Below are 22,231 nucleotides of genomic sequence, written 5' to 3'. Positions count from 1 at the left end.
TCTTTTTGATAACAAGCTCATAGATGAGTAAGGGTTTCTTTCAACATGCAAAAACAAAAGCCAGATTACAATACCCTATTCCAGTTCAATCCATTACCCAATTGGGTGTATGATAGGAATACTTATGAAATCCTCGATGCCAATCAGTCCGCTATGGAGCATTACGGGTATACAAAAGCGGAGTTTTTAAACCTAACTATTATCGATTTGCGGCCCAAAACTGATATTCCCATGGTTTTGGCAGCTCATGCAGACATTGATCAACGGGAAGGAAATATCTACTTTGGAGTGTTTACCCATCAAAAAAAGAATGGGGAATTGATTCGAATGGATATCAATGGTCATAAGGTGGATTTTCAGGGAAGGGCCTGTGTTATGGTCGTTTGCCAGGATGTCACGGAGAAAGAAAGACAAGTACAAGAGCTCCGCATTTCGGAGAAAAGGCTCAAAACAGCTTCCGCAATTGCGAAACTTGGCTATTGGCGGTTGGAACGGGATGAACTCACCCTTTCTTTGTCGGACGAGGTGTATGATATATGGGGGTTAAATAAAACTAATTCAAAGCTCGACTTTAAATCTTTCCTGCAAACCATCCACCCAGATGATAGGCAAGCCTTTTTACTTGCTAAGGAAGATTCATTTTCCCACGAAAAAGTGTTTGATTTCTCCCACAGAATCATGCTTTCAGGAAATGTGACACGATGGGTGCATCATTTAGGTCGAAAGCTAAATGATGCGAATGGCGATATCATTGCCTATGAGGGGACTGTCCAGGACATAACTGTTCATAAGGAAGAACAGCAACAACTAAAGCTATTAGAAAGTGTCGTTACGAATACTACTGATGCTGTAATTATCACGGATGTGGGAACTTGTAACGACCCGACCAAAAGGATCATCTATGTAAATGAAGCTTTTACGAAAATGACCGGATATTCGGCTCAGGAGGCAATAGGAAAAAGCCCTAAGATGCTACAGGGTCCTGATTCAGATTGGGATGAAATTGACAGATTGGGCAATGCACTTCAGCGACGGGAAGCTTGGGAATCAATTCTCCTGAACTATAACAAATATGGAGAAGAGTATTGGGTAAATCTAGCAATTAGTCCTATAACCCAAGAGGATGGTAAAACCACCCATTATATCGCGGTTGAAAGGGATGTCACCGGCCAAAAAAACAAGGAACTTGAAAACATTCTAATCAGCCAAATTAGTTTAATTTTTAACGATGAAAAAAACCTTAAAGTTACCACTAGAAAGTTGTGTTCCATTTTCGCTGAGTTTGGTAGTTTTGATTTTGTTGAGATTTGGCTCCCAAATAAGGCAAATAATCAAATCCGATTAATTGACTGCTGTAAAAAGACCGAAATTGGTGACCTATTTTATCATTTCGGCCACGGTATCAACAGCTTTGAAATGGATGAAGATCTCCCAGGATTAGTTTGGAGAAAAGGAAAGACCGTTTTTTGGGATAAACTTCAAAGCATGGAAACCTTTCCAAGGAAATTGGCTGCTACTAGTGCGGGGGTCACATCCATCATGGGTTTTCCTTTTTTATATAATGAAGAGGTTGTAGGAATTCTTGTCATTGGATCCGCCAAACCAATGGATAAGCTGTCACGATTTAAAAACATTTTCAGTAAACTTGGAGGATTTATCGGGTCAGAGTTCAGCCGAAAAAAAATTGAGTCCGATTTAAGCCACCTCTTTGATGCGCTTCCTGATATCATGTGTTTGACCGACACCTCTGGCCGGATTTTAAGAATTAACCCCGCTGGATGCAAGCTTTTGGGGTATATGGAGGAAGAAATCCTTTTAAAGTCTTTTCATGAACATGTGCATCCTGAAGACTTAAGTTTGACTCTCAAAATGCTTTCAACGCTCAGTTCCAACGATTCGGTTACTCAATTTGAAAACCGCTGTATCACCAAAAAAGGAAAAATTCTATGGTTAGGTTGGACCTGTAATACCGGCATTGAGGAAGGAATCATCTACGCAACCGCAAAAAATATCACAAAAGAAAAAAAATTAGGGAAGCTTAATGATCAGGCATCCTCACTTGCCAAAATAGGCAGTTGGGAATTAGACTTAGTTAGTAAGGATAACAATGAAATGTATTGGTCACCAATGACCAGAAAAATCCTAGAAGTGGATGAGGACTATAATCCGACCTTAACTGGAGGTTTTGAATTTTATTCGGTGAAAAGTAAAAAGCACATTCAACAGGCTGTAGAAAAATTGGTTTCGGAGGGAATTGACTTTGACGAAGACCTTCTATTAATTACCTCCACTGGTAAAGAGCGTTGGATTCGTTGCATTGGGACTGGGGAAAGTATAAATGGTAAATGTGTGAAGATTTTTGGAAGTTTTCAGGATATACATGCTTCTAAAACGTTGGAAATTCAAATTAGTGAAATACTGGGCAGTATTTCAGACGCATTTTATGCGATGGATAGGGATTGGAATTTTACCTTTTTTAACAAAGAAGCTGAGAATCTCCTTAAACGAAAAGAATCTGAGCTTCTTGGCAATTCTATTTGGGAGGAGTTTCCAGCGGCAACTGGTACCCCACTAGAGGAAATATACAAAAGAGTGGCTGCATCCGGAAAGCCTGAATCGTTTGAATATTTTTTTCCAGGGGATGGTAAATGGTATGAAATCAATGCTTATCCTTTCGGTGGAGGAGTATCATCCTATTTTCGAAATATCGAAGAACGGAGAAAGACCGCGGAAACGCTCAGAAAAGCAGCTGAAGAAAAAACACTGATTCTGGAAAGTATCGGAGATGCTTTTTTCACTTTGAATCGAGATTTTACCGTTACCTACTGGAATAAGAAAGCGGAGGAGCTTGTATATATCAACCGGGAAGAAATTCTAGGACAGAATTTTTGGAAAGTCATTCCATACGCAAAAAAATTACCCTCATTCACGCTGTTTTACAAGGCACTGGAAACGGGGGAAACGGTGGCGTTTGAAGATATTTATAGAGATAAATTCCTAGAAGTAACTGCCTTTCCGTCTGAAACAGGACTAACTATTTTCCTTAGGAATATTTCTGAACGGAAACGCTCCGAACAAGAGATATTGGCTGCCAACGAGCGCTTCGAAAAAGTATCAGAAGCTACCAATGATGCTATTTGGGATTGGGATATAAAAAACAAAACGTTTTTTAGGGGAAAAGGAATAGAGAAGTTTTTTGGAGATCAGGTAAATCGACAAATAAAGGAAAAAGATTTTTGGACAGACAACTTTGATCCGGAAATTCTTGCCGATTTGAAAAAGAGTATAAATGTTGCTATATCAAATCCTAAGCAGACTCGCTGGGAGATGGAATACAGGATAATCAAAAAAAACAGCGAAATTGTCCACGTAGTTGACAGAGGGGTTATTATCAGGGATTTGGCCGGAAAAGCGGTCCGGATGGTCGGTGCTATGACAGATATATCCGAAAGAAAGCACCATGAGGATAAGCTAAAGGAGCTTAATCAAACGCTGCAAAATTACGCACATGAATTGGAAATAACGAATGAGCAATTAGAACAATTTGCTTTTATCGCTTCACATGATTTGCAGGAACCTTTGCGGATGATATCGAGCTTCCTTGAGCAGCTCAAAAGGAAATATGGAAATCTGCTAGACGAAAAAGGCCTACAATATATTTATTATGCAACAGACGGTGCCAAACGGATGAAACAGATTATTCTTGATCTACTGGAATATTCCAGAGCAGGCAAAGCCGAAATTGACATTGAAAAAGTAAACCTAAATCAATTGCTTGAGGATTATTCACTCTTACGGAGAAGAATAATTAAAGAAAAAGCAGCAACTATCAGGACTGGTCGGCTTCCGATCATTACCGCCCCTAAGGCCCCGCTTATACAAACCCTTCACTGCATATTGGACAACGCAATCAAGTACTCGAAAGACAATGTAGCTCCCCAGATTGAATTAAAGGTGGAGGACACGGGGAATCATTGGTGCATTTCGATAGAAGATAATGGAATTGGGATTGACAACCGCTTCTTTGAGAAAATTTTCATTATCTTTCAGCGACTGCATAACAGAAGCCAATACAGTGGCACCGGAATAGGACTGGCAATAGCAAAAAAACACGTAGAATCCTGGGGAGGGAAAATATCGATGAAATCACAACCCGGAGTGGGATCCGTCTTTTATTTTACCATTCCAAATAACACAAAGCCTTCAAACAATTAAATACCGCTATGGAACGAGCACATATATTATTAGTAGAAGATAACGAAGGAGATATAATTTTGACTCTTGAGGCCTTTGAGGAAAGCAAAATCAAAACCGACATAAGTGTGGTTAAAAACGGCCAGGAAGCTTTGAATTTTTTATTCCAAAGAGCTGAATTTTCTTCTGCCCAAAAGCCGGATTTAATCATCTTGGATATAAATATACCCATATTCAATGGTCACGAAGTATTGAGGCAAATCAAAGAGGATCCCATCCTAAAAAAAATCCCCGTAATTATGCTTACCACCTCATCCAACCGAAAAGATATCCACCTAGCCTACGAAAACCACAGCAACAGTTTTATTACCAAGCCTATTGATATCGATGAGTTTTTAGATGCTATTCTAAAAATCGAAGAATTTTGGTTGCAATTGTCAAAGCTTCCTGATTAAACGCACGTATGCTTCAAGCTCTTCTAACTATTTAGCAACACATCTCTAATCTTGCTCAAACAAAATCAATTTCTGTCCAACTCACTCCTGATTCGGGATATCCCATCGTTTTCAGAAATCATCTAATCCTTATCTATAGCGGGTTTTAGTTTACTTCACTACTAGTGAAGATTGGGGAGGAAAAACCAGGCGTTTGCCATCCATAGTTGCTCCATTATAGCTGTAAACTACCTCGCCGCCTTCAGTGGTATAGGTAAGTTCCAGTCTCTCCATACCAAGATTATGGAAAACGATTCTTCTCTCTCCATCCAGTACCCGTTCATAGGCCATTAGTGCCTTGGGGTAGTTTTCATCCAACAATTCCAAGCCTCCCAAAGCAAGCACAGAATCTGTATTACGCAACTTTATAGTTTCCTGATAATGCCTAAACATACTGCTAGCATCTTCCTTTTGAACTTCGAGCGGAATTACTGTTTCATCTGTTGAAAACTTGGGGTCAATCCAAGTTGCCCGACCTCCATCTTTATCTAAAACATCCCATAAAAATGGTTCCCTGATATTTGGATCCGGCTTTTTACCCAACATTCCGATTTCTTCTCCATAATACAAATAAGGCGCACCTGGCATAGTCATCAGAATGGCGATAGCCTGCTTGGCCTTTCTTTCATCACCATCCAAATCCGATAATATCCGGGGCTGATCATGGTTGGAAGAGATGGTTGCATCTATAAACTCATCCGTAATGCCCTGATAATAGTCCAATACCTGCTTTTGCTTGGTAGGTAAAAGACTTCCGTCCGCTGTTCGCAATGCTTCCAATAGCGTATAGTGAAAATCAAAATTGAATAAGGCCGGCAATCCCGGAAGATAAGGAGCTACGATCTCCTTGCTGTCATAGACTTCACCCACCAAATATATATCGGATTTAATCTCCACCATTTTTTCTCTAAATTCTTTCCAAAACGCATGGTTGTCGTCTGGTCTGTCATCCGGGAAAATATGCTTGGCAGCATCCAACCTGAACCCATCCACTCCTACTTCTTCCAACCAAAACTTGCCAATTTCATACACTTCTTCCCTAACTTTCGGATTGTCAAAATTTAGATCAGGCATGCCTCCATAAAAAAAACCGTAATAGAAATCTTCCCCAAACCCCGGATCATGCCATTGCCGGATATTGTCCGAATCCAGTGTGATGGTTTTTTTCTCAAGATAATCTTCCAATGTATCTTTTTGAGCCCAAACAAAGTAATCTCTGTAGGGATTATCTCTGCCTTTCTTTGACTCCAAAAACCAGGGATGCTCACTACTCGTATGGTTGATGATTAAATCAATGACTATCCGGATATCCTGCGCATGAGCTTCGGAAATCAGGGCTTTAAAGTCCTCCAAAGTGCCATAATCAGGGTGGATGGCTTTATAGTCTGTGACATCATACTTATGGTAGCTGGGAGAGGGCATGATCGGCATAAACCAAATGGCATTTGCCCCCAAATCGGAAACATGGTCAAGATTTTCCCGGACACCGTTGATATCACCTATTCCGTCTCCATCAGAGTCATAAAAGGACCGGACAAAAATCTCATACGTCACTCCAGCCTTAGGCCAATGATCCTCCAAGTCATTTGGTCGTTCATTTGCGAGTTTGGGACTACAGCAAAAAAGAAATCCAACTCCCCCGATAAAAAACCAAGTGAAAAATCTAAAATTGAATACCAGGGTTTTTATGTATTGCTTATTCATAATGGTAGACGTTTTACTGTTTGATAAACATTTTTCGACACGGAGCCAACTGACCTTCGATTTCAAGGACATATATTCCAGGAGATAAGTTTCCCGTTGACAGAGTCTGCACGGATTCTCCCTGTGGAAAGGTTCCTGAAATATGTGATCTTCCCTGAACATCGTAAACATGGAAGTTTGTTGCATTTTGGAAAAAAGGAATTCCTATATGAAGTTCTTTTCCGGCAGGCACTGGATAGAGTTTCAAGCTTTCCTCTGCTCTCGGTTTCCGCAAAATAGACGTTATTGGATCAGTTTCGAAGATAATCGCCTCAGGTTTAGGTAAGGGTTTGGAAGTGAAAACGTAAAATTCGTTTACATCGAAATCAAAAGCCCTAGATTGGGAGGAAAGCCGGATTTCCTCACCCGTGAAGAAATTGTACCAGGTTCCGGAGGAAGGAAATGAAATGAAACGGTTATTTTGCGCAGATAGGGCAAAATTCCCGACCAAAACCAAATCCATCCCATCTTCCCGGAGTGTTATCTGTTTGATATCCCCTGCCAAATCCAAGTCAACTTCTTGGGGTTGGTTCAAAACTGGGAGTTCAGCTTTCAATGAAATCAATGCCTGATACAAGTTCCAAAGGCGGATACGATGAGGGTCATCCAAGTAATCCCATCGGGTAGGCTTTATACCCAAGCGATCATCATTGAGTTCAAGGTCATATCCAAATTCTCCAAACTGCCAAATCATTTTTGGTCCGGGAATGGAAAAATAAAAGGCCGTCAAAAGCTGGTTTCGATTTATGGCTTCTGGTAAGTTGGTCAGATTTACTGGGGATCTAGCCCCATAATTCAACATATCAAACATGATACGTTCCTCATCATGGCTCTCCATATAAGCCAGCAGGTGGTTGTTTGTCCAGTCTCTGTTCTGATAAAATGCTCCTTCAAAATTACGGGAGCCTCCTTTTCCCATTTCACGAAACACTCCATTCATATTTCCCCAAAGCACCATGCCGTAATCAGCCAATTCCTTTTCCTCATCATTTGCCGCAAAATGTTCCAAAATCACATAGAAATCCGGGTACTGTGTTTTAATCTGATCATAAATCCGTTTCCAAATAGCGATTCTGGATTCATCCCGACTACTCCACGCCTCCACGTTAGATCCGGAATTCACTTGGGTAAAACCCTTGCTTAAATCAAACCTAAACCCGTCCACATGATATTCCGAAAGCCAATAAGCATTTACTGAATCGACCAAGGCTTGGGTATAAGGGCTTTCATGGTTAAAATCATAGCCTACATTAAAGGGATGCTTAGCTATTGGGTTTAGATAAGGGTTGTCTTCCGTGGGGGCACCATAATCTCCCTCATTGTACAGACGTACAAATGGAGACTGTCCAAATGTATGATTCAAAACCATATCCAACAATACCACCATATCCCGTTTATGGGCTTCATCAATCAGGTTTTTTAGTTCGTTCTTGGTCCCATAATACTTGTCCGGGGCAAAGAAAAAACTTGGATTATACCCCCAAGATAGATTTCCCTCAAACTCCTGAATCGGCATCAACTGTAGGGCATTGATGCCTAATTCCTTCAAATAATCTAATCGTTCCGTTACAGCTTCGTACGTTCTTCTTTCGTCAAAATCCCTAACCAACAATTCATAAATTACCAACTCCTCGGTTTTGGGCTTGATATAATCGTTGTATTTCCAATCATAGGGTTCTTGAGCAGTTTGCAGAAAAGTGGCCTGAAAGTCTGTTTTACCAGTGGGGTATGGTTTCAATCCGGAGTACCTACCCTGATCAATTATTTCTGCTTCGTGATGTGGATCAGAGATCTTGTCGGCATAGGGATCCCCTATTCGAATATGTCCATCCACCAGATATTGAAAAATATATTCTTCTCCTGGATTCAGGTCATTTATTTGTAGCCAAAAGTACTCTCCATCGGGCGTTTGCTTCATATGAAACCCCTCATGCAATTCCCAATCGTTGAAATCGCCGAGGACGAAAGCATTTCGTTTTCCCGGTGCCTGAAGCACCAGTGCAACCGATGTATCCGAAAGGTAGTTGATCCCCATTTTGACGCCTAAAGGCAACTGCTCTGTATTTGAATCCACAACTAAAATGGACAAAGACCGCTCAGCGGAATCGGTTTCCGTAACGGCGGTTGCTACTATTTGGTATGTACCCGGTACAGTCCCAACAAAGCTATATTCAAGTGTGGGTGCTGCTAGATCTTTGGCTATTTCTTCACTATCTAGTATCAGGGAAAGATGGGAAATACCGGAAGCGGCTATTGTTATAATTAGCTCTTCACCGACATTGAGGATAACGGAATTGGAACTTGGCTCCAAAAATAACACCTCAAATCCCTGAACGAGATCAATAAAAAAATCACCTCCCGCACTGGTCTTGCCCTCTTTCGTTCCATCCGCATTTCGGAATACAATTCCGATTCGATCAATTTCAGCCGCATCAAGGTCAAATAATTCTTCCGGATTCAATTCATATTCCCAAAGGTCACTTTCACCGGGTACGGCCTTCATTAATGCCAAGGGATTGTCCGTTCCCCAGGAAAATGGAACAACTTCCCATGTAGTTGAAGTTGCCCCCCCTGTAACCGCTCCCAAATGAACAAACACTCGTTCTTCTCCCACTAGACCTCCGGAACCCAGTTTGGCATCATATCGGATAGTAAAGGACTGAATGGCACTGGGAACAGCAGGAATCGTGGTGACCTGGGCCCAAAGAGGACTAAAACCACCAAATAGAATTCCTAAAAATAGTAGATAATTTCGCATGGGATAAATAAAAAAACCGATAAAAAGGATTTCCGTCGGAGCCCCTTTTTATCGGTATTAAATTAATTTTTGGTAATAGTGTAGGAGATCACACCGGGGACCTTCCAGTCCATAATAATGGTATAGTTTCCGGCTTCTGCGACCGGAATATCACTTCCTCCAGCTTGAAGCATGCCATCTCCGTCGTTCTCTCCATAGTTAAAGTCCCAACTGTTATTTGCCCGGAATTTGAACAAACCCGCTGTCAAATCGGCAGTAAGTACCAATACGTTGTCGTCAGCATTAAATTCCATCGGCGTATCCGCATCCCAGCCTCCTGGTGTAGCATCTCCGACAATCCCCCACCTTCTTGCTGGCCCCAACTGGTAGGTTTTCTCATCCATATTTACCCGTAGTAAAAACGTCCCAAACTCAGTGCCCACGTTGATGTTGTCGCCATCCTGATCTAAAGTTCCATTCGCACCATTATCTCCATAATTCACATCCCAATTTGGTCCTTCATTGATTTTAAATTCACCATTTCCTCCGAGTACATGAATATAACCTTCATATCTGTTGTCTGAATTTTCGGAATAGATAATGGTGTTTTCATTAGCCGGATTCCAGCCTTGGTAGTCTCCGGGAAGATATAATCTTGGAAATTGAAGTTGAACGGCAAAAGGAACTACTTCCACATTCACCATCCCCGAAAAGGTATCGGAGACGGCTGGATTAACCGACGATTTCAAGCGAAACTCCACCGATTCAGACTGCTCGGGTTGCAATCCCATTTGCAGCAGCCTTTGGTTTAAGTCTCCTACAGTTAATCGTGCAGGTGAACTGGTTGCTGCAATGACATCTACAGGTGCCTCAAAATTGTTTCCCATAAGATCCATCTGCACCGTGTAAGTAACAGCCGCCCTAAATCCATAATCTGCCGGAGTAAATTCAAAATCCACCATCTCTGCTGTCTGTTCTTCGGAAAGCGTCCAAGATGTGCCAGACGTTGGACTTACAAGTGTGGGTCCTTGAGGATTAGTAGAAATGGTGACCAATTCCTCTTCAGCACAAGAAATTGCGCCAAACAGAAGCAGAATAGCTCCTATATAATTGATTGACTTTTTCATTATTTTTGGTTTAGAAATTAATAACCCGAATTTTGAACCAAGGTAGGATTGGCAGTGAGATCTGCGGCGGGTAACGGATAAAGATTGCGGGTGTCAGCTACGGCTGAACCATTGATTGATCCGCCTTTCCATTGCCACAGATAGGTGGTTCGCGTAAACCTGCCATACCGGATAAGGTCTGTCCTTCGATGGGCCTCCCATTTCAGTTCCCGGGCTCTTTCATCCAGAATAAAATCCAAATTGAATTCGCCGACAGTAATATTGCCGGATCTGTTTCCATAAGCTCGTTCCCGTAGGGCATTGACCAGCTCCAAAGCCCGCTGTTCAGAGCCGCCTGATCCGCCTCTTAGGACAGCCTCTGCATACATCAAATGGGCATCGGCTAGGCGCATAAGTGGGAAATCTACGGAAACGTGGTCATTAACCGGTCCTGCTGGCCTAGTCCCTTGTTGGGTGATATTCCTGTATTTAAAAACCGCATATCCATCGGTAAATTGGCTGATGGTTTCGATGTTTTTTTCCTGACCGTCTGTATGAAACCTTCCTCTGGCATCTGGTATGCCATTAGTAGACGGATACAGATCCACCAATTCGGGACGTGCACGAAGCCCTTGCCACCCACCTGGAATGCCAAAATCCGCCCGATTCATACTTCCACCTACGGCAGCGTTCACCAAAAAGGTCGCTCCACCCCAAGACATGCTATTTACCTGATCAAAAGATATGGGGAAAATTATCTCATTCGACTGATGGTTATCGGCAAAAAACAGGTGGTCATATACCGGCTCTAATGTGTATCCCGCATCTAAGACCTGATTTAAGTAGGTAATGGCATCGCTGTTTCGGTTTTGGCCAGCATAGACCTCCGCGTTGAGGTATAATTTTGCCAACAGTAACCATCCTGCTGCCTGGTCAGCCCGAGCATATTCGTTTTGTCTTGGTGCAGCCAAGTTGGGTATTATATCCGTTAATTCACTTTCGATATATTCAAACAAGTCTTCCCGCTGAATCTGGTCGGGAAAAAATGATCCTACCAAATCCTCTTCAGTTACAAACGGCACATTGCCGTACAGGTCCAATGCGTGAAAATAACTCAGCGAACGTAAAAATCGGGCTTCATTGCGAAACCTAACTGCTTCTGTAAGGTCATTTCCTGCGATGTTCCGTGAAGCTAGTTTTTCGTCACTCAGCTCTCTAATATATTCATTGGCTAGGGTAATTTGGTAGAATATACGGTAGTACATGGCACCAATAAACCCGTTGTCAGATGACCAGGTCATGGTATTCAAAGCGGGAAGCCCTTCATCGTTCCAGGCGATAATTGCCTCATCCGTAGGTAACTGTTGTAGTTTCCACAGCGCACGAATATAGGTAGATGCTCCCTCATCCTGCCCTCCGATATCACCCCTTCCGGAAGGACCTTGTTGGCCACTCAGTGCCAGACCTCCATAAATTTTAGCTAAGACTGATTTATAGTTGGCGAAATCTTCATAAACCTCCAGTGAGGTTTGCTCATTATACGGCTCCAGATCCAGATCATTACAGGCACTTGCCATCAGTCCGAATGTGAGGAGATAAACAAATTTGACGATTAATGATTTATTCATAGTTATTTAGATTTAAGGTTAAAAGCCCAGATTTAGACCCACGGATACAATTCTGGGGATCGGATAGAAATTGTTGTCGATGCCTCCGGGTATTTCAGGATCTACCCCCGAATAATTGGTAATGATAAAGGCATTCTGGACCGTGGCGTTAACCCGTAGTTCATATCCCTTTTGGCCTACATCCCCGAAGTTGTAACCCAAACTGATGTTTTCCATTCGAAGAAAGGCCGCATCTTCCAAGTAATAACTAGACCGGAACCGCTGTGTTTGGAAATTGGAGTGAAGTACGTCCCTCGTCATATTGGCCAAATAATCCGGGAAACGCAGATTGACATAGGCACCATTTGCGGAAGAAACGTTGTTATAAGACTTATTGCCCAGATTACCCCGCATTACAAATCCCAAATCCCAACTTTTATAACTCATCTTAGAATTAATGCCAAAAAAGTGAAGTGCATCTGGAAATCCATTTCTGACTAAGTCCTGCTCATTGATAAGGCCATCCCCGGTTTGATCGACATATAAATTTTCGATCGGTGCTCCAGACTGGTCATACACCTGATCCCAAACATAGAAGGATGAGGGTTGGAAGCCCACTGTGTGCACCTGAATGGTATTTCCCGTTCCACCGGATATTCCACCCACCAAGATTCCCACAGCATCTTCCTCCACATTGCTCAGACTGACTATTTTGTTTTGATTGTAAGTGAAGTTAACCCCCAAATCCCAGCTAAAAGTTGGGTTTCTAAAAACACTGTAGGTCAAGGCTGTCTCTACCCCATGGTTTTCTATGTTTCCAACATTGGTAAAAAGTAAGTTAGTCAGGTTAGTGCCGGCAGGCACAGGGATAACAGCCAGCAAATCATTGGTGCGCTTAAAATAATAATCCACACTACCGTACATTTTTCCATTCAAAAACTCAAAATCCAAACCCCCATTATAGGTGACTGTCTCCTCCCATTTAATGTTTCTGTCATATCCTTCGGGACGAAGCATTGTATTGTAGACATCACCAAATCGGTATCTGGCGGCATCGTCACTAAGCGTGTATCTGGCTAAATAGGGAAAAAAGGAGCCAATATCCTGTTGCCCCGTAATTCCGTAGCCAAGTCTAAATTTTAAGTCGGTCAGGACTTGGTTGGAAACCAAGAATTCCTCTTCGCTTATTCTCCACGCTGCGGCAAGAGATGGGAAAACACCCCATCTTGTCTCGGGGCTAAACCTGGAGGAACCATCCATTCGGACAGTTGCCGTCAATAAGTATTTTTCAGAGAGATTGTAGTTAACCCTGCCAAAATAAGAGATCAGTCGGTTTTGAGGCCTGGTTTCTACACCGGCGGGGGTTAGCACTTGCTCTGCTTCATTTATCCGGTCAAAAGTCGGATTCTTCACTAAGAAATCCTGAAATGAATACCCCAAGACCGCATCAATCCTTCCGAATTGATTGAAATTTCTTGTATAATTCAGGTAAAAATCAGCCAGTAGATTTTGTTTGTATTGTTCATAAACCGCTATTGATCCTCCCTCATTGAATCCCGATGCTGAGGTGGAGGGAATATAGGTGCGTCCGTTACTTTGGCTTACGTCATAGCCCAAATTTAGATTTGCTTTGAGCCCTTCAATAAATGGCAGCGCATAGTCCAACTGCAAGTTTCCAATGCTTCTCTTTACTTCACCGAGATCATCCCGCTGCATCAATAACCCGAGCGGATTGCGGGGAGCAAGGGTTTGGGGAGTTCCATTTTCATTTCTCCATTCCCAAAAACCACCCAATCCCTCAGCATCGTAAATTGGTTGAGTGGGATCAAAGGCAACCGCCGCCCCTATCGCATCCTGATCGGCAAAGCGGCTTTTTGTAAAAACACCTTTTACATTAAAGTTAATTTTTAGCTTGTCTTTAAACAGCGATGGGGTTAGAGAAAGCCCAGCTGTGGTTCGCTCAAGGTTATCGGTTTTGAGTATACCATCCTGGTGCAGGTAGCCTGCACTTATCCGATAAGGCAGGCCTTTAAGAGACCCCGAAATGCTGACGTTGTTATCATAGGCAACAGCACTTTGATAAATAGCATCTTGCCAGTTCGTTATCTCATCACCCATAAGTTCCTGCTGCTGCACTGTAGTGTGCTGCATGGCTGCTTCACGAAACTGCTCCGCATCAAGTACGCCTACAGTTCGGGTTGGCTGGGATACGGATACCAAAGAGCTTACATTTATACGTGTCGGCTGATCCAACTTTCCCTTCCGGGTCGTAATAAGAATGACACCGTTGGAAGCTCTGGAACCATATATGGCTGTTGCTGAAGCGTCTTTCAGGATATCCATTGCTTCGATATCATTTGGGTTTAAAAAATTCAGCGGGTTTGAGGTACCTGATACATCACTGTTGTCCAAGGGTACCCCATCAATGACAATCAGTGGATCATTCGATGCATTAAGGGAAGAACCTCCCCGGATTCGGATGCGGCCTCCCGATCCGGGCCGTCCACCGTTTGGTGTAATTTGAACGCCGGCAACTTTGCCGGTAATCAGCTGTTCAGCATTGGTTACTTGACCCACATTGAAATCCTCCCGGGTCACCGATCCCACAGAACCAGTGATATCGGCTTTTCGCTGTGTTCCGTAGCCAACCACGATGACTTCTTCGAGTTGCTTATATGCACCGACAATGGAAACATCCAAAACCGAACGATTCCCCACGGGTACTTCAAGGGTTTCAAAACCTATAAATGAAAATACCAGCACGTCATCCCCATCATTCAGATCCATGGAGTAAGTTCCATCTATGTCTGTAGTGGAACCTCGGTTGGATCCTTTTACGGTTACATTTACAAAAGGCAACTCCTCATCAGTGCCAGCTTCTGTTACTTTACCAGTTACGGTTCTGCCTTGTGCGAGCAGGTCCGTCGAGATTATTCCCGATAGACTGAAAACCGTCAACATGATTACAATAGTCAATTTTTGCATCATCGTTTACGTTGGATTATTGTTAATTTTTCTTAATTAGAACAAGTGATATAGTACAATTGTTTATAGTTTATTTTATATCAACTAGCTTTACTATCGATAATATAAAACTGTTTCCATATTCAGTTTATAATAATTTTTTCAGTTTTCAAGATTCAAAGCTTCAATATTCTAAAATTTTATCGATTTTTTTTATGCAATCGTCACCGCAAACGTTTGCGTAAATGGAATTTTTTTGACCGGTGGCGAACACTTTTTTAAAAATAAGGCATCATGATGGGAAAAGATATCTAACTTGTACATCGATCTGAAAAGGGCCGAAAATCAAAAAAAACTTAGAAAAACCCTACAAATGAATTTAGGTCAGGCAACTATAAAAGACATAGCCAAAGCACTCAACGTGTCTCCATCCACGGTTTCCAGGGCACTGAAGGATTACCCGGGTATCAGCGAGGAAACCAGGAAAAAAGTAAAGGACCTTGCGGAAGAATTAAACTACCGACCCAACGCTGTTGCTTTAAGTTTGCGGCAAAGTAAATCCTTTACCTTAGGAGTTATAGTACCTGAAGTGGTGCATTTCTTTTTTTCAACCGTCATAAGTGGCATAGAGGAAGGGGCGCTTGTCAATGGGTACAATGTCATCCTTTGCCAAACTAATGAGCAATATGAGCGGGAAGTGAAAATGGTTGACACCATGATTTCCAGTCAAATTGATGGGCTTTTGGTAAGCCATTCCAGGGAGACCAAGGATTTTTCACATTTTAAGCGGCTACTGGACAGGAATTTCCCCATTGTTTTTTTTGACCGCTTACCAGAAATTGAAAATACAGTCAGTGTAATTGTGGATGACTTTATGGGGGCTTACGACGCTGTTGCCCATCTCATATTACAGGGGTATCGGGATGTGCTCCATTTGGCAGGACCAAAAAATCTGAAAATATCAGAGCAGCGATTATCCGGGTATCGTAAAGCCCTTCAAGACGCCGGTCTACCCGTTAGAGAAGACCGAATTATCCCCTGTCCAAACGGTACCTTGGAAGAAAGTCAAACCCACTGTTCGCTACTCTTCTCAGGAACAGATAGGCCCGATGCGGTTTTCGCATCCAACGACATGGCTGCGGCGGGGGCCATAGAGGCGTTGAAAGCGCTTGGAATTTCTGTTCCGGAAACGGTCGGGGTTGTTGGTTTTAGCAACTGGCAGTTTAGTTCCATGATTGCGCCACCTATGACTACGGTTGCGCAGCCAGGTTTTGAAATGGGGAGCCGGGCAGTTTCCCTTCTTCTGCAATGTATTGAAAGTGGAAAATATAACCCGACAACCGAAGTTTTGCCTACAGCATTGATTCCTAGAGCTTCTTCCCAAAGAAAAAAATAAAAAATACGTGTTTTTTTACGCAAACGATTGAATAGTAGAGAAAGCTAACATTTTTACCAAATATCACTAAAATAAAACCAAGATCTACCTATCCGTTCTTGCCAATGAATTTTTTCCTTTCATTTTCCTTTCTAAATTGGCTTCGTTTTCAGTACGAACACACTGACAATTAACATTTAGAATTCCCGAAAATCTGAACAAAATATCATGATCACGCAAACCAAAAACACTACCCAAACGGCGGGGCCCATTCAGTATTTTTTATTGACAGAAAATGGTATCAAAGGAGAGACTGCCAGTGCCAGTTTCAAATTAACTGTCTATCAAGAGGGTCTAATTCGGGTCCAAGTATCCCGTGAACAGTCCTTTGCTCCTAACCCCTATAGTGTCATTTTAAATCCTCAGGTAACCAATTTTGAATTTGAGGAAACGGATGAATTTCTTTATCTCATAACAAAAACTGTCAGCGTGAAAATCCGACGGTCAAACTTTTCCCTGACTTTTTTGGATAAAACGGGTACAGTTTTGAGTGAAGACGACCCCAACTTCGGCATATCCTGGCAGGGAACAGAAGTGAGTTCGTATAAAAAGCTGCAACAATGGGAGAAATTTATCGGTTTAGGAGAAAAGACCGGGGGATTAAACCGCTGGGGCAAGGCTTACACTAACTGGAACACCGATCATTTTGCTTATGGGAAAAACTCTGACCCTCTTTACATCTCCATTCCCTTTTACATCGGCCTGCATCATGAAAGATGCTATGGGATGTTTTTTGACAATACACATAAAACGGTTTTCAATTTTGGAGCAAGCAATAACAAATACAGCTACTTTAGTGCGGAAGATGGGGATATGGATTACTATTTTTTTCACGAGAAAAATGTCTCAGATATCATAACTTCTTACACGTCCCTGACAGGAAAAATGGAAATGCCACCTATGTGGGCATTGGGTTTTCAGCAATGCAGGTATTCTTACTATCCAGACCGGGATGTGCTTAGGTTGGCGGAAACCTTCCGGGATAAGGACATTCCTGCAGATGTAATTTACCTGGATATCCATTACATGGAAAACTATAAAGTTTTTACATTTGATGGTAAAAACTTCCCTAATCCGGCGGCCTTGATCAAAACATTAAAAGACAAGGGGTTTAGGATAGTGGTGATATTGGATCCCGGTATAAAAGTCGAGGCAGGTTATGCTCCCTATTTGGAGGGAAAGGCAAAGGATTTATATTTAAAATATCCGGACGGGTCAGACTATGAGGGCCATGTTTGGCCGGGTTGGTGTACATTTCCGGATTTTACAAAACCTGAAACCAGGAAATGGTGGGCAGAAAAAATGGCATTCTACACTGATTTGGGAGTAGACGGTTTCTGGACAGACATGAACGAACCCGCTTGTTGGGGGCAACATACGCCAAACTTAGTCGAATTTGACTACGAGGGTCAAAAAGCAACTCATCGCAAAGGAAGAAATGTATATGGTATGCAAATGGCCAGAAGTACGCAACAGGGTGCAAAAGACTTAAGGGATAGCCTGAGGCCATTTGTCCTTACCCGTTCAGGATTTGCAGGCATACAACGAACAGCCGCGGTATGGACTGGAGATAACGTGGCCAATAACGACCACATGTTATTGGGTATTAGATTGGTAAATAGTTTGGGTCTGAGCGGTGTCTCGTTTGCAGGATACGACATAGGAGGATTTGAGGGCAACACCCCTCCCCCTTTGTATGCACGCTGGATAAGTATTGCGGCATTTGCCCCTTTGTTTCGGGCACATTCCATGATTAACAGTACAGGCTCGGAGCCCTGGTCTTTTGGCGAAGAAGTGGAGGAAATATCTAGAAACTACATTAAATTAAGGTATAAATTACTTCCCCTATTCTATTCGGCCTTCTATAAAAGCCACCTGACAGGACTTCCAGTTTCGAAAAGCTTAGCAATAGATTTTCCTTTTGATGACAATATCTATGAGAAATCGTATGAAAATCAATTCCTCTGCTGCGATAGTCTTTTGATCATCCCAGTTGCAAGTTTTAAAGAAGTTACCAAAGGATATCTTCCCGAAGGCTCTTGGTATTATTTTTATACCGACAAATTATATACGGGAAATCAGGAAGTATATGTGGACTGTCCGCTAAGCTATTTACCGGTTTTTGTAAAAGGGGGTGCGATACTTACCCTTCAGGATAGCATCCAACACACTGGTCATTTAGAGTCGGGGTCTTTATACATTCATGTGTACAAAGGTTCTGGGATTACCCGTTTTTCACACTATGAAGATGCCGGTGACGGGATGGATTTTCAAGATGGTGCGTATTTTAAAAGGGAAATTGTACTCAATTCCGATTCCAATGAAGTGACGGTGGCCACTTCAGAGGGAACTTTGGATAGCCGATATGCAAACCTCACCCTTTATTTTCATGGATTTGAACAAAATATGGCCAATGTAGACGGAAAAAATATATCGTTGGAAAAACAGGATGTGACTTACTTGAAAAAAATCAGCGATTTTGACCCGCTACCAAGTGACAAACATCCGTTTCATACTTGTAAACAAGTTTCTTTCATCCACATTAAACACTCGAAAGAACCTGTTATCATCCAGTTAGTATAAATTTTTATATCTTTAAACCATCTATGCATCAATCTTCAACGAAGCTTCGACTGGATTTTTGGCAAATCTGGAACATGAGTTTTGGATTTTTGGGTATTCAGATGGGCTTTGCGCTGCAAAACGCCAATGCCAGTAGAATTCTCCAGACGTTTGGTGCTGATGTAGAACATCTGTCACTCTTCTGGCTGATCGCTCCTATCACAGGGATGCTTGTGCAACCTGTCATTGGCTATTACAGCGACCGGACTTGGACAAGACTTGGCCGTCGTAGGCCTTATTTTCTGACCGGAGCTATCTTGGCTGCTCTGGGGCTGGTATTTTTGCCTAATGCGTCGATACTAGTCGCCTTTATCCCTTCTTTATGGGTGGGGGCAGGTTTTTTGATGATCATGGATGCTTCTTTTAATGTAGCCATGGAGCCGTTTCGCGCACTTGTCGCGGACAAGCTTCCCACAGATCAGCGTACCTTGGGGTTTTCTGTCCAGACCGCCTTGATAGGAATCGGTGCTGTTTTGGGTTCTTGGCTACCCTATGTGCTGACCGAATGGCTGGGGTTTTCCACCTTGGCGGAGACGGGTGAAGTTCCTTCGAATGTAATCTGGTCATTTGTCATAGGTGCGGCTGTTCTGGTAGGATCTATTTGTTGGACTGTTCTAAGGACTACTGAGGAACCTCCTGAAACGTTCGAAAAAAATAGCAGTTCTGAAAAAACGGTAAAATCAGCAGGCCTAACCGATATTTTTAGCGATTTTGCCAACATGCCACGAACCATGAAACAGCTCGGGCTGGTGCAATTCTTCTCTTGGTTCGCTTTGTTCTCCATGTGGGTTTTTACCACCCCCGCATTGGCGCAGCATGTCTGGAGATTACCCAGTACAGACAACAGCTCTTTGGAATTTAACGAAGCAGGCAATTATGTGGGCGTTATTTTCGGGGTATACAATTTAGTTTCCGCTGTATTTGCTTTTATGTTACCCTTTATAGCAGCAAAAATAGGTCGAAAAGGCACCCATGCTACCTGCCTTATCGCAGGTGGCCTAGGTCTGATGTCTGTTTATTTGATTACTGATCCTTCGATGAAATGGCTGCTTAATCTTTCCATGATTGGCGTCGGGATGGCATGGGCCAGTATACTTTCCATGCCTTACGCAATATTAGCAGGATCCATACCCATGCTGAAAATGGGCGTTTACATGGGTATCTTTAACTTTTTCATCACCGCACCTCAAATTATCAATGGTTTTGTGGGTGGTCTTTTGGTCAAGCATCTATACGGCGGACAGGCCATATTTGCGCTAGTTTCTGCGGGCTTGATCTTGCTTTTTGCGGCTGCAGCCGTGTTTTTTGTGGAAGATAAAGATGATATTCATAACATAGAAGAGATCGAAGATTTGTAAAATTCACATTATCTATTTTTCCTTGGGTGAAAGTGTAAAATAGGCCTAAATTGCAGGTTAGGAGGTATACCTGCCAACAAGCAATCTTTCTGAAAAATCAATCATCAAGCCCAACAAAAAAGCATGAGCAACTATGTAATCGGAGTGGATTTTGGGACAGACTCGGTACGGTCTGTCCTGGTGGACGCCCAAAATGGAAAAACAATTGCCAGTGAAGTATTTATTTACCCCAGGTGGAAACAGGGGAAATATTGCGATCCTACGAGTAATCAGTTTAGACAGCATCCATTGGATCATTTGGAAGGGTTAGAAGTGACTATTATAGGGGTCGTTGAAAAAAGTGGCGTAGATGCGAAAGCAATTAAAGGCATCTGCGTTGACACCACAGGATCCTCGCCAATGGCGGTGGATAAAAACGGCCAATCTCTTGCCATGAATCCCCCATATTCTGAAAATCCAAATGCCATGATGGTGTTGTGGAAAGACCACACAGGCATTGCGGAAGCGGAAGAAATCAATCAACTGGCAAGATCGTGGGGTGGAATGGATTATACCCAGTTTGAAGGAGGCATCTATTCGTCCGAATGGTTTTGGTCAAAAATCCTCCACATTACCAGAAAGGATCCCGAAATTGCCAATGCAGCCTATTCTTGGATGGAGCACTGCGACTATATCACAGCCTCTCTTGTAGGTTCCGAAGATCCGCTGACTTTCAAAAGAAGCCGCTGTGCGGCTGGCCATAAGGCCCTTTGGCACCAAAGCTGGGGAGGACTTCCTTCCAAAGAATTTTTGGGACAACTAAACCCCCACCTCGCTGATTTAAAAGACAGGCTTTATACGGAAACCTACACCTCGGATAAACCAGCCGGCAATCTGTCTGAACCATGGGCAGAAAAACTCGGTCTAACTACTTCTACTGTCGTTGCCGTAGGCACCTTTGATGCCCATGCAGGTGCAGTCGGCGGAGAGGTGACCGACAATACACTCGTAAAAGTAATGGGGACCTCTACCTGTGACATTATGGTCACCTCGTATGACAATCTGGGAGATAAATTAGTTAAAGGCATATGCGGACAAGTAGACGGCTCAGTTGTGCCGGGAACAGTCGGCTTGGAAGCCGGTCAGTCTGGATTTGGCGATGTATTGGCTTGGTTTAAGAACCTCCTAATCCAACCGATTGGGCAGCTGATAGAAGAAAATCAGTCTCTTTCGCCCGCTCAAAAAACCAGCCTGGTTGAGGAATTGGAAAATAAGCTCCTTATTCATCTGTCCAATCAAGCACTACAGCTTCCCCCAGACGAAACGATGCCGTTGGCTTTGGATTGGATCAACGGACGAAGAACTCCGGATGCCAATCAGTCACTTAAAGGAGCCATCATGGGGCTAACCATGGGCACCGATGCGCCGAGAATACTGAAAGCTCTGGTGGAATCTATTTGTTTTGGCTCTAAAAGTATCGTTGAGCGATTTAAAGAGGAAGGAATTGAAATTAATACAATTGTAGGCCTTGGAGGAGTTGCTAAAAAGTCACCACTTGTGATGCAAACAATGTCCAATGTCTTGGGCATGCCTATCAAAGTTGCGACTTCCGAGCAAGCACCCGCCTTGGGTGCGGCTATGTACGCAGCTGTTGCCGCTTCCATCCATCCAGATGTAGCCACTGCCATTTTACGCATGGGAAACGGGTTTGATCATGTATACCAACCCGAAAGGCAACTAGCTGATAACTACGCAGGTATATACAACAAGTATCTCAAATTTGGGAATTATGTGGAAAATGCCACGAAACACGAATAAGAGAATCTTTCTCTAATTTAAAAATAATCAGCCAGTTCAAGAATAAGCCACTATTTAAAAATTAGTGGCTTATTTCATTTTAAGCATTCAAAAAAAGTCCAAAATAGGCGCTTTAGCATTTTTTGACAAGATTAATCCAAAACAAAAAACCTCCGATAAATATTAAAGTAAATT

At 42.7% G+C, this 22,231-nt stretch carries 11 protein-coding genes; 6 read left to right on the top strand and 5 right to left on the bottom strand.

Annotation, left to right across the window (positions count from 1 at the left end; translation table 11 throughout):
• Positions 1–45 precede the first annotated feature (45 nt).
• Together FQ608_RS06145 and FQ608_RS06140 are read left to right on the top strand one after the other, a co-directional pair.
• Positions 46–4,215, top strand: coding sequence for a PAS domain S-box protein (locus FQ608_RS06145; protein WP_158856939.1), 4,170 nt, complete (start codon positions 46–48; stop codon positions 4,213–4,215).
• Positions 4,216–4,223: 8 nt separating this feature from the next.
• The gene (locus FQ608_RS06140; protein ID WP_158856938.1) at positions 4,224–4,649 is read left to right on the top strand and encodes a response regulator; all 426 of its coding nucleotides are present in this window, start codon (positions 4,224–4,226) and stop codon (positions 4,647–4,649) included.
• Between the two features lie 150 nt (positions 4,650–4,799).
• On the opposite strand, the gene FQ608_RS06135 is transcribed toward FQ608_RS06140, so the two are convergent.
• The 5 genes from FQ608_RS06135 to FQ608_RS06115 all read right to left on the bottom strand — a co-directional run bounded on the left by FQ608_RS06135 (position 4,800) and on the right by FQ608_RS06115 (position 14,869).
• A complete protein-coding gene (locus FQ608_RS06135; RefSeq protein WP_158856937.1) occupies positions 4,800–6,392 on the bottom strand; it encodes an alpha-amylase family glycosyl hydrolase in 1,593 nt (530 codons plus the stop codon).
• Positions 6,393–6,405: 13 nt separating this feature from the next.
• Positions 6,406–9,189 (bottom strand): alpha-amylase family glycosyl hydrolase, encoded by a 2,784-nt coding sequence (locus FQ608_RS06130; RefSeq protein WP_158856936.1) that lies wholly within the window; start codon positions 9,187–9,189, stop codon positions 6,406–6,408.
• A gap of 62 nt (positions 9,190–9,251) precedes the next feature.
• Positions 9,252–10,295 carry a SusE domain-containing protein gene (locus FQ608_RS06125; protein WP_158856935.1) on the bottom strand — a complete coding sequence of 348 codons (1,044 nt, stop codon included), beginning with the start codon at positions 10,293–10,295 and terminating at the stop codon, positions 9,252–9,254.
• Between the two features lie 17 nt (positions 10,296–10,312).
• Complete coding sequence (locus tag FQ608_RS06120) at positions 10,313–11,902, bottom strand: RagB/SusD family nutrient uptake outer membrane protein (protein ID WP_158856934.1); 1,590 nt, start codon at positions 11,900–11,902, stop codon at positions 10,313–10,315.
• Positions 11,903–11,920: 18 nt separating this feature from the next.
• The gene (locus tag FQ608_RS06115) at positions 11,921–14,869 is read right to left on the bottom strand and encodes a SusC/RagA family TonB-linked outer membrane protein (RefSeq protein WP_234364088.1); all 2,949 of its coding nucleotides are present in this window, start codon (positions 14,867–14,869) and stop codon (positions 11,921–11,923) included.
• Between the two features lie 349 nt (positions 14,870–15,218).
• Between FQ608_RS06115 and FQ608_RS06110 the strand changes: the two genes are divergently transcribed.
• The 4 genes from FQ608_RS06110 (at position 15,219) to FQ608_RS06095 (ending at position 22,057) form a co-directional block, all read left to right on the top strand.
• Entirely contained in the window at positions 15,219–16,241 is a 1,023-nt protein-coding gene (locus tag FQ608_RS06110; RefSeq protein ID WP_158856933.1) for a LacI family DNA-binding transcriptional regulator, read from the top strand.
• A gap of 207 nt (positions 16,242–16,448) precedes the next feature.
• Complete coding sequence (locus FQ608_RS06105) at positions 16,449–18,863, top strand: glycoside hydrolase family 31 protein (RefSeq protein WP_158856932.1); 2,415 nt, start codon at positions 16,449–16,451, stop codon at positions 18,861–18,863.
• A gap of 23 nt (positions 18,864–18,886) precedes the next feature.
• Complete coding sequence (locus FQ608_RS06100) at positions 18,887–20,260, top strand: MFS transporter (protein ID WP_234364087.1); 1,374 nt, start codon at positions 18,887–18,889, stop codon at positions 20,258–20,260.
• 123 nt (positions 20,261–20,383) lie between these two features.
• Positions 20,384–22,057 (top strand): ribulokinase, encoded by a 1,674-nt coding sequence (locus FQ608_RS06095; protein ID WP_158856931.1) that lies wholly within the window; start codon positions 20,384–20,386, stop codon positions 22,055–22,057.
• Positions 22,058–22,231: the final 174 nt, after the last annotated feature.

It is taken from the genome of Lunatibacter salilacus (assembly GCF_009797935.1).
Taxonomy (GTDB): domain Bacteria; phylum Bacteroidota; class Bacteroidia; order Cytophagales; family Cyclobacteriaceae; genus Lunatibacter; species Lunatibacter salilacus.
This window is presented reverse-complemented; position numbering and strand designations above follow the sequence as displayed.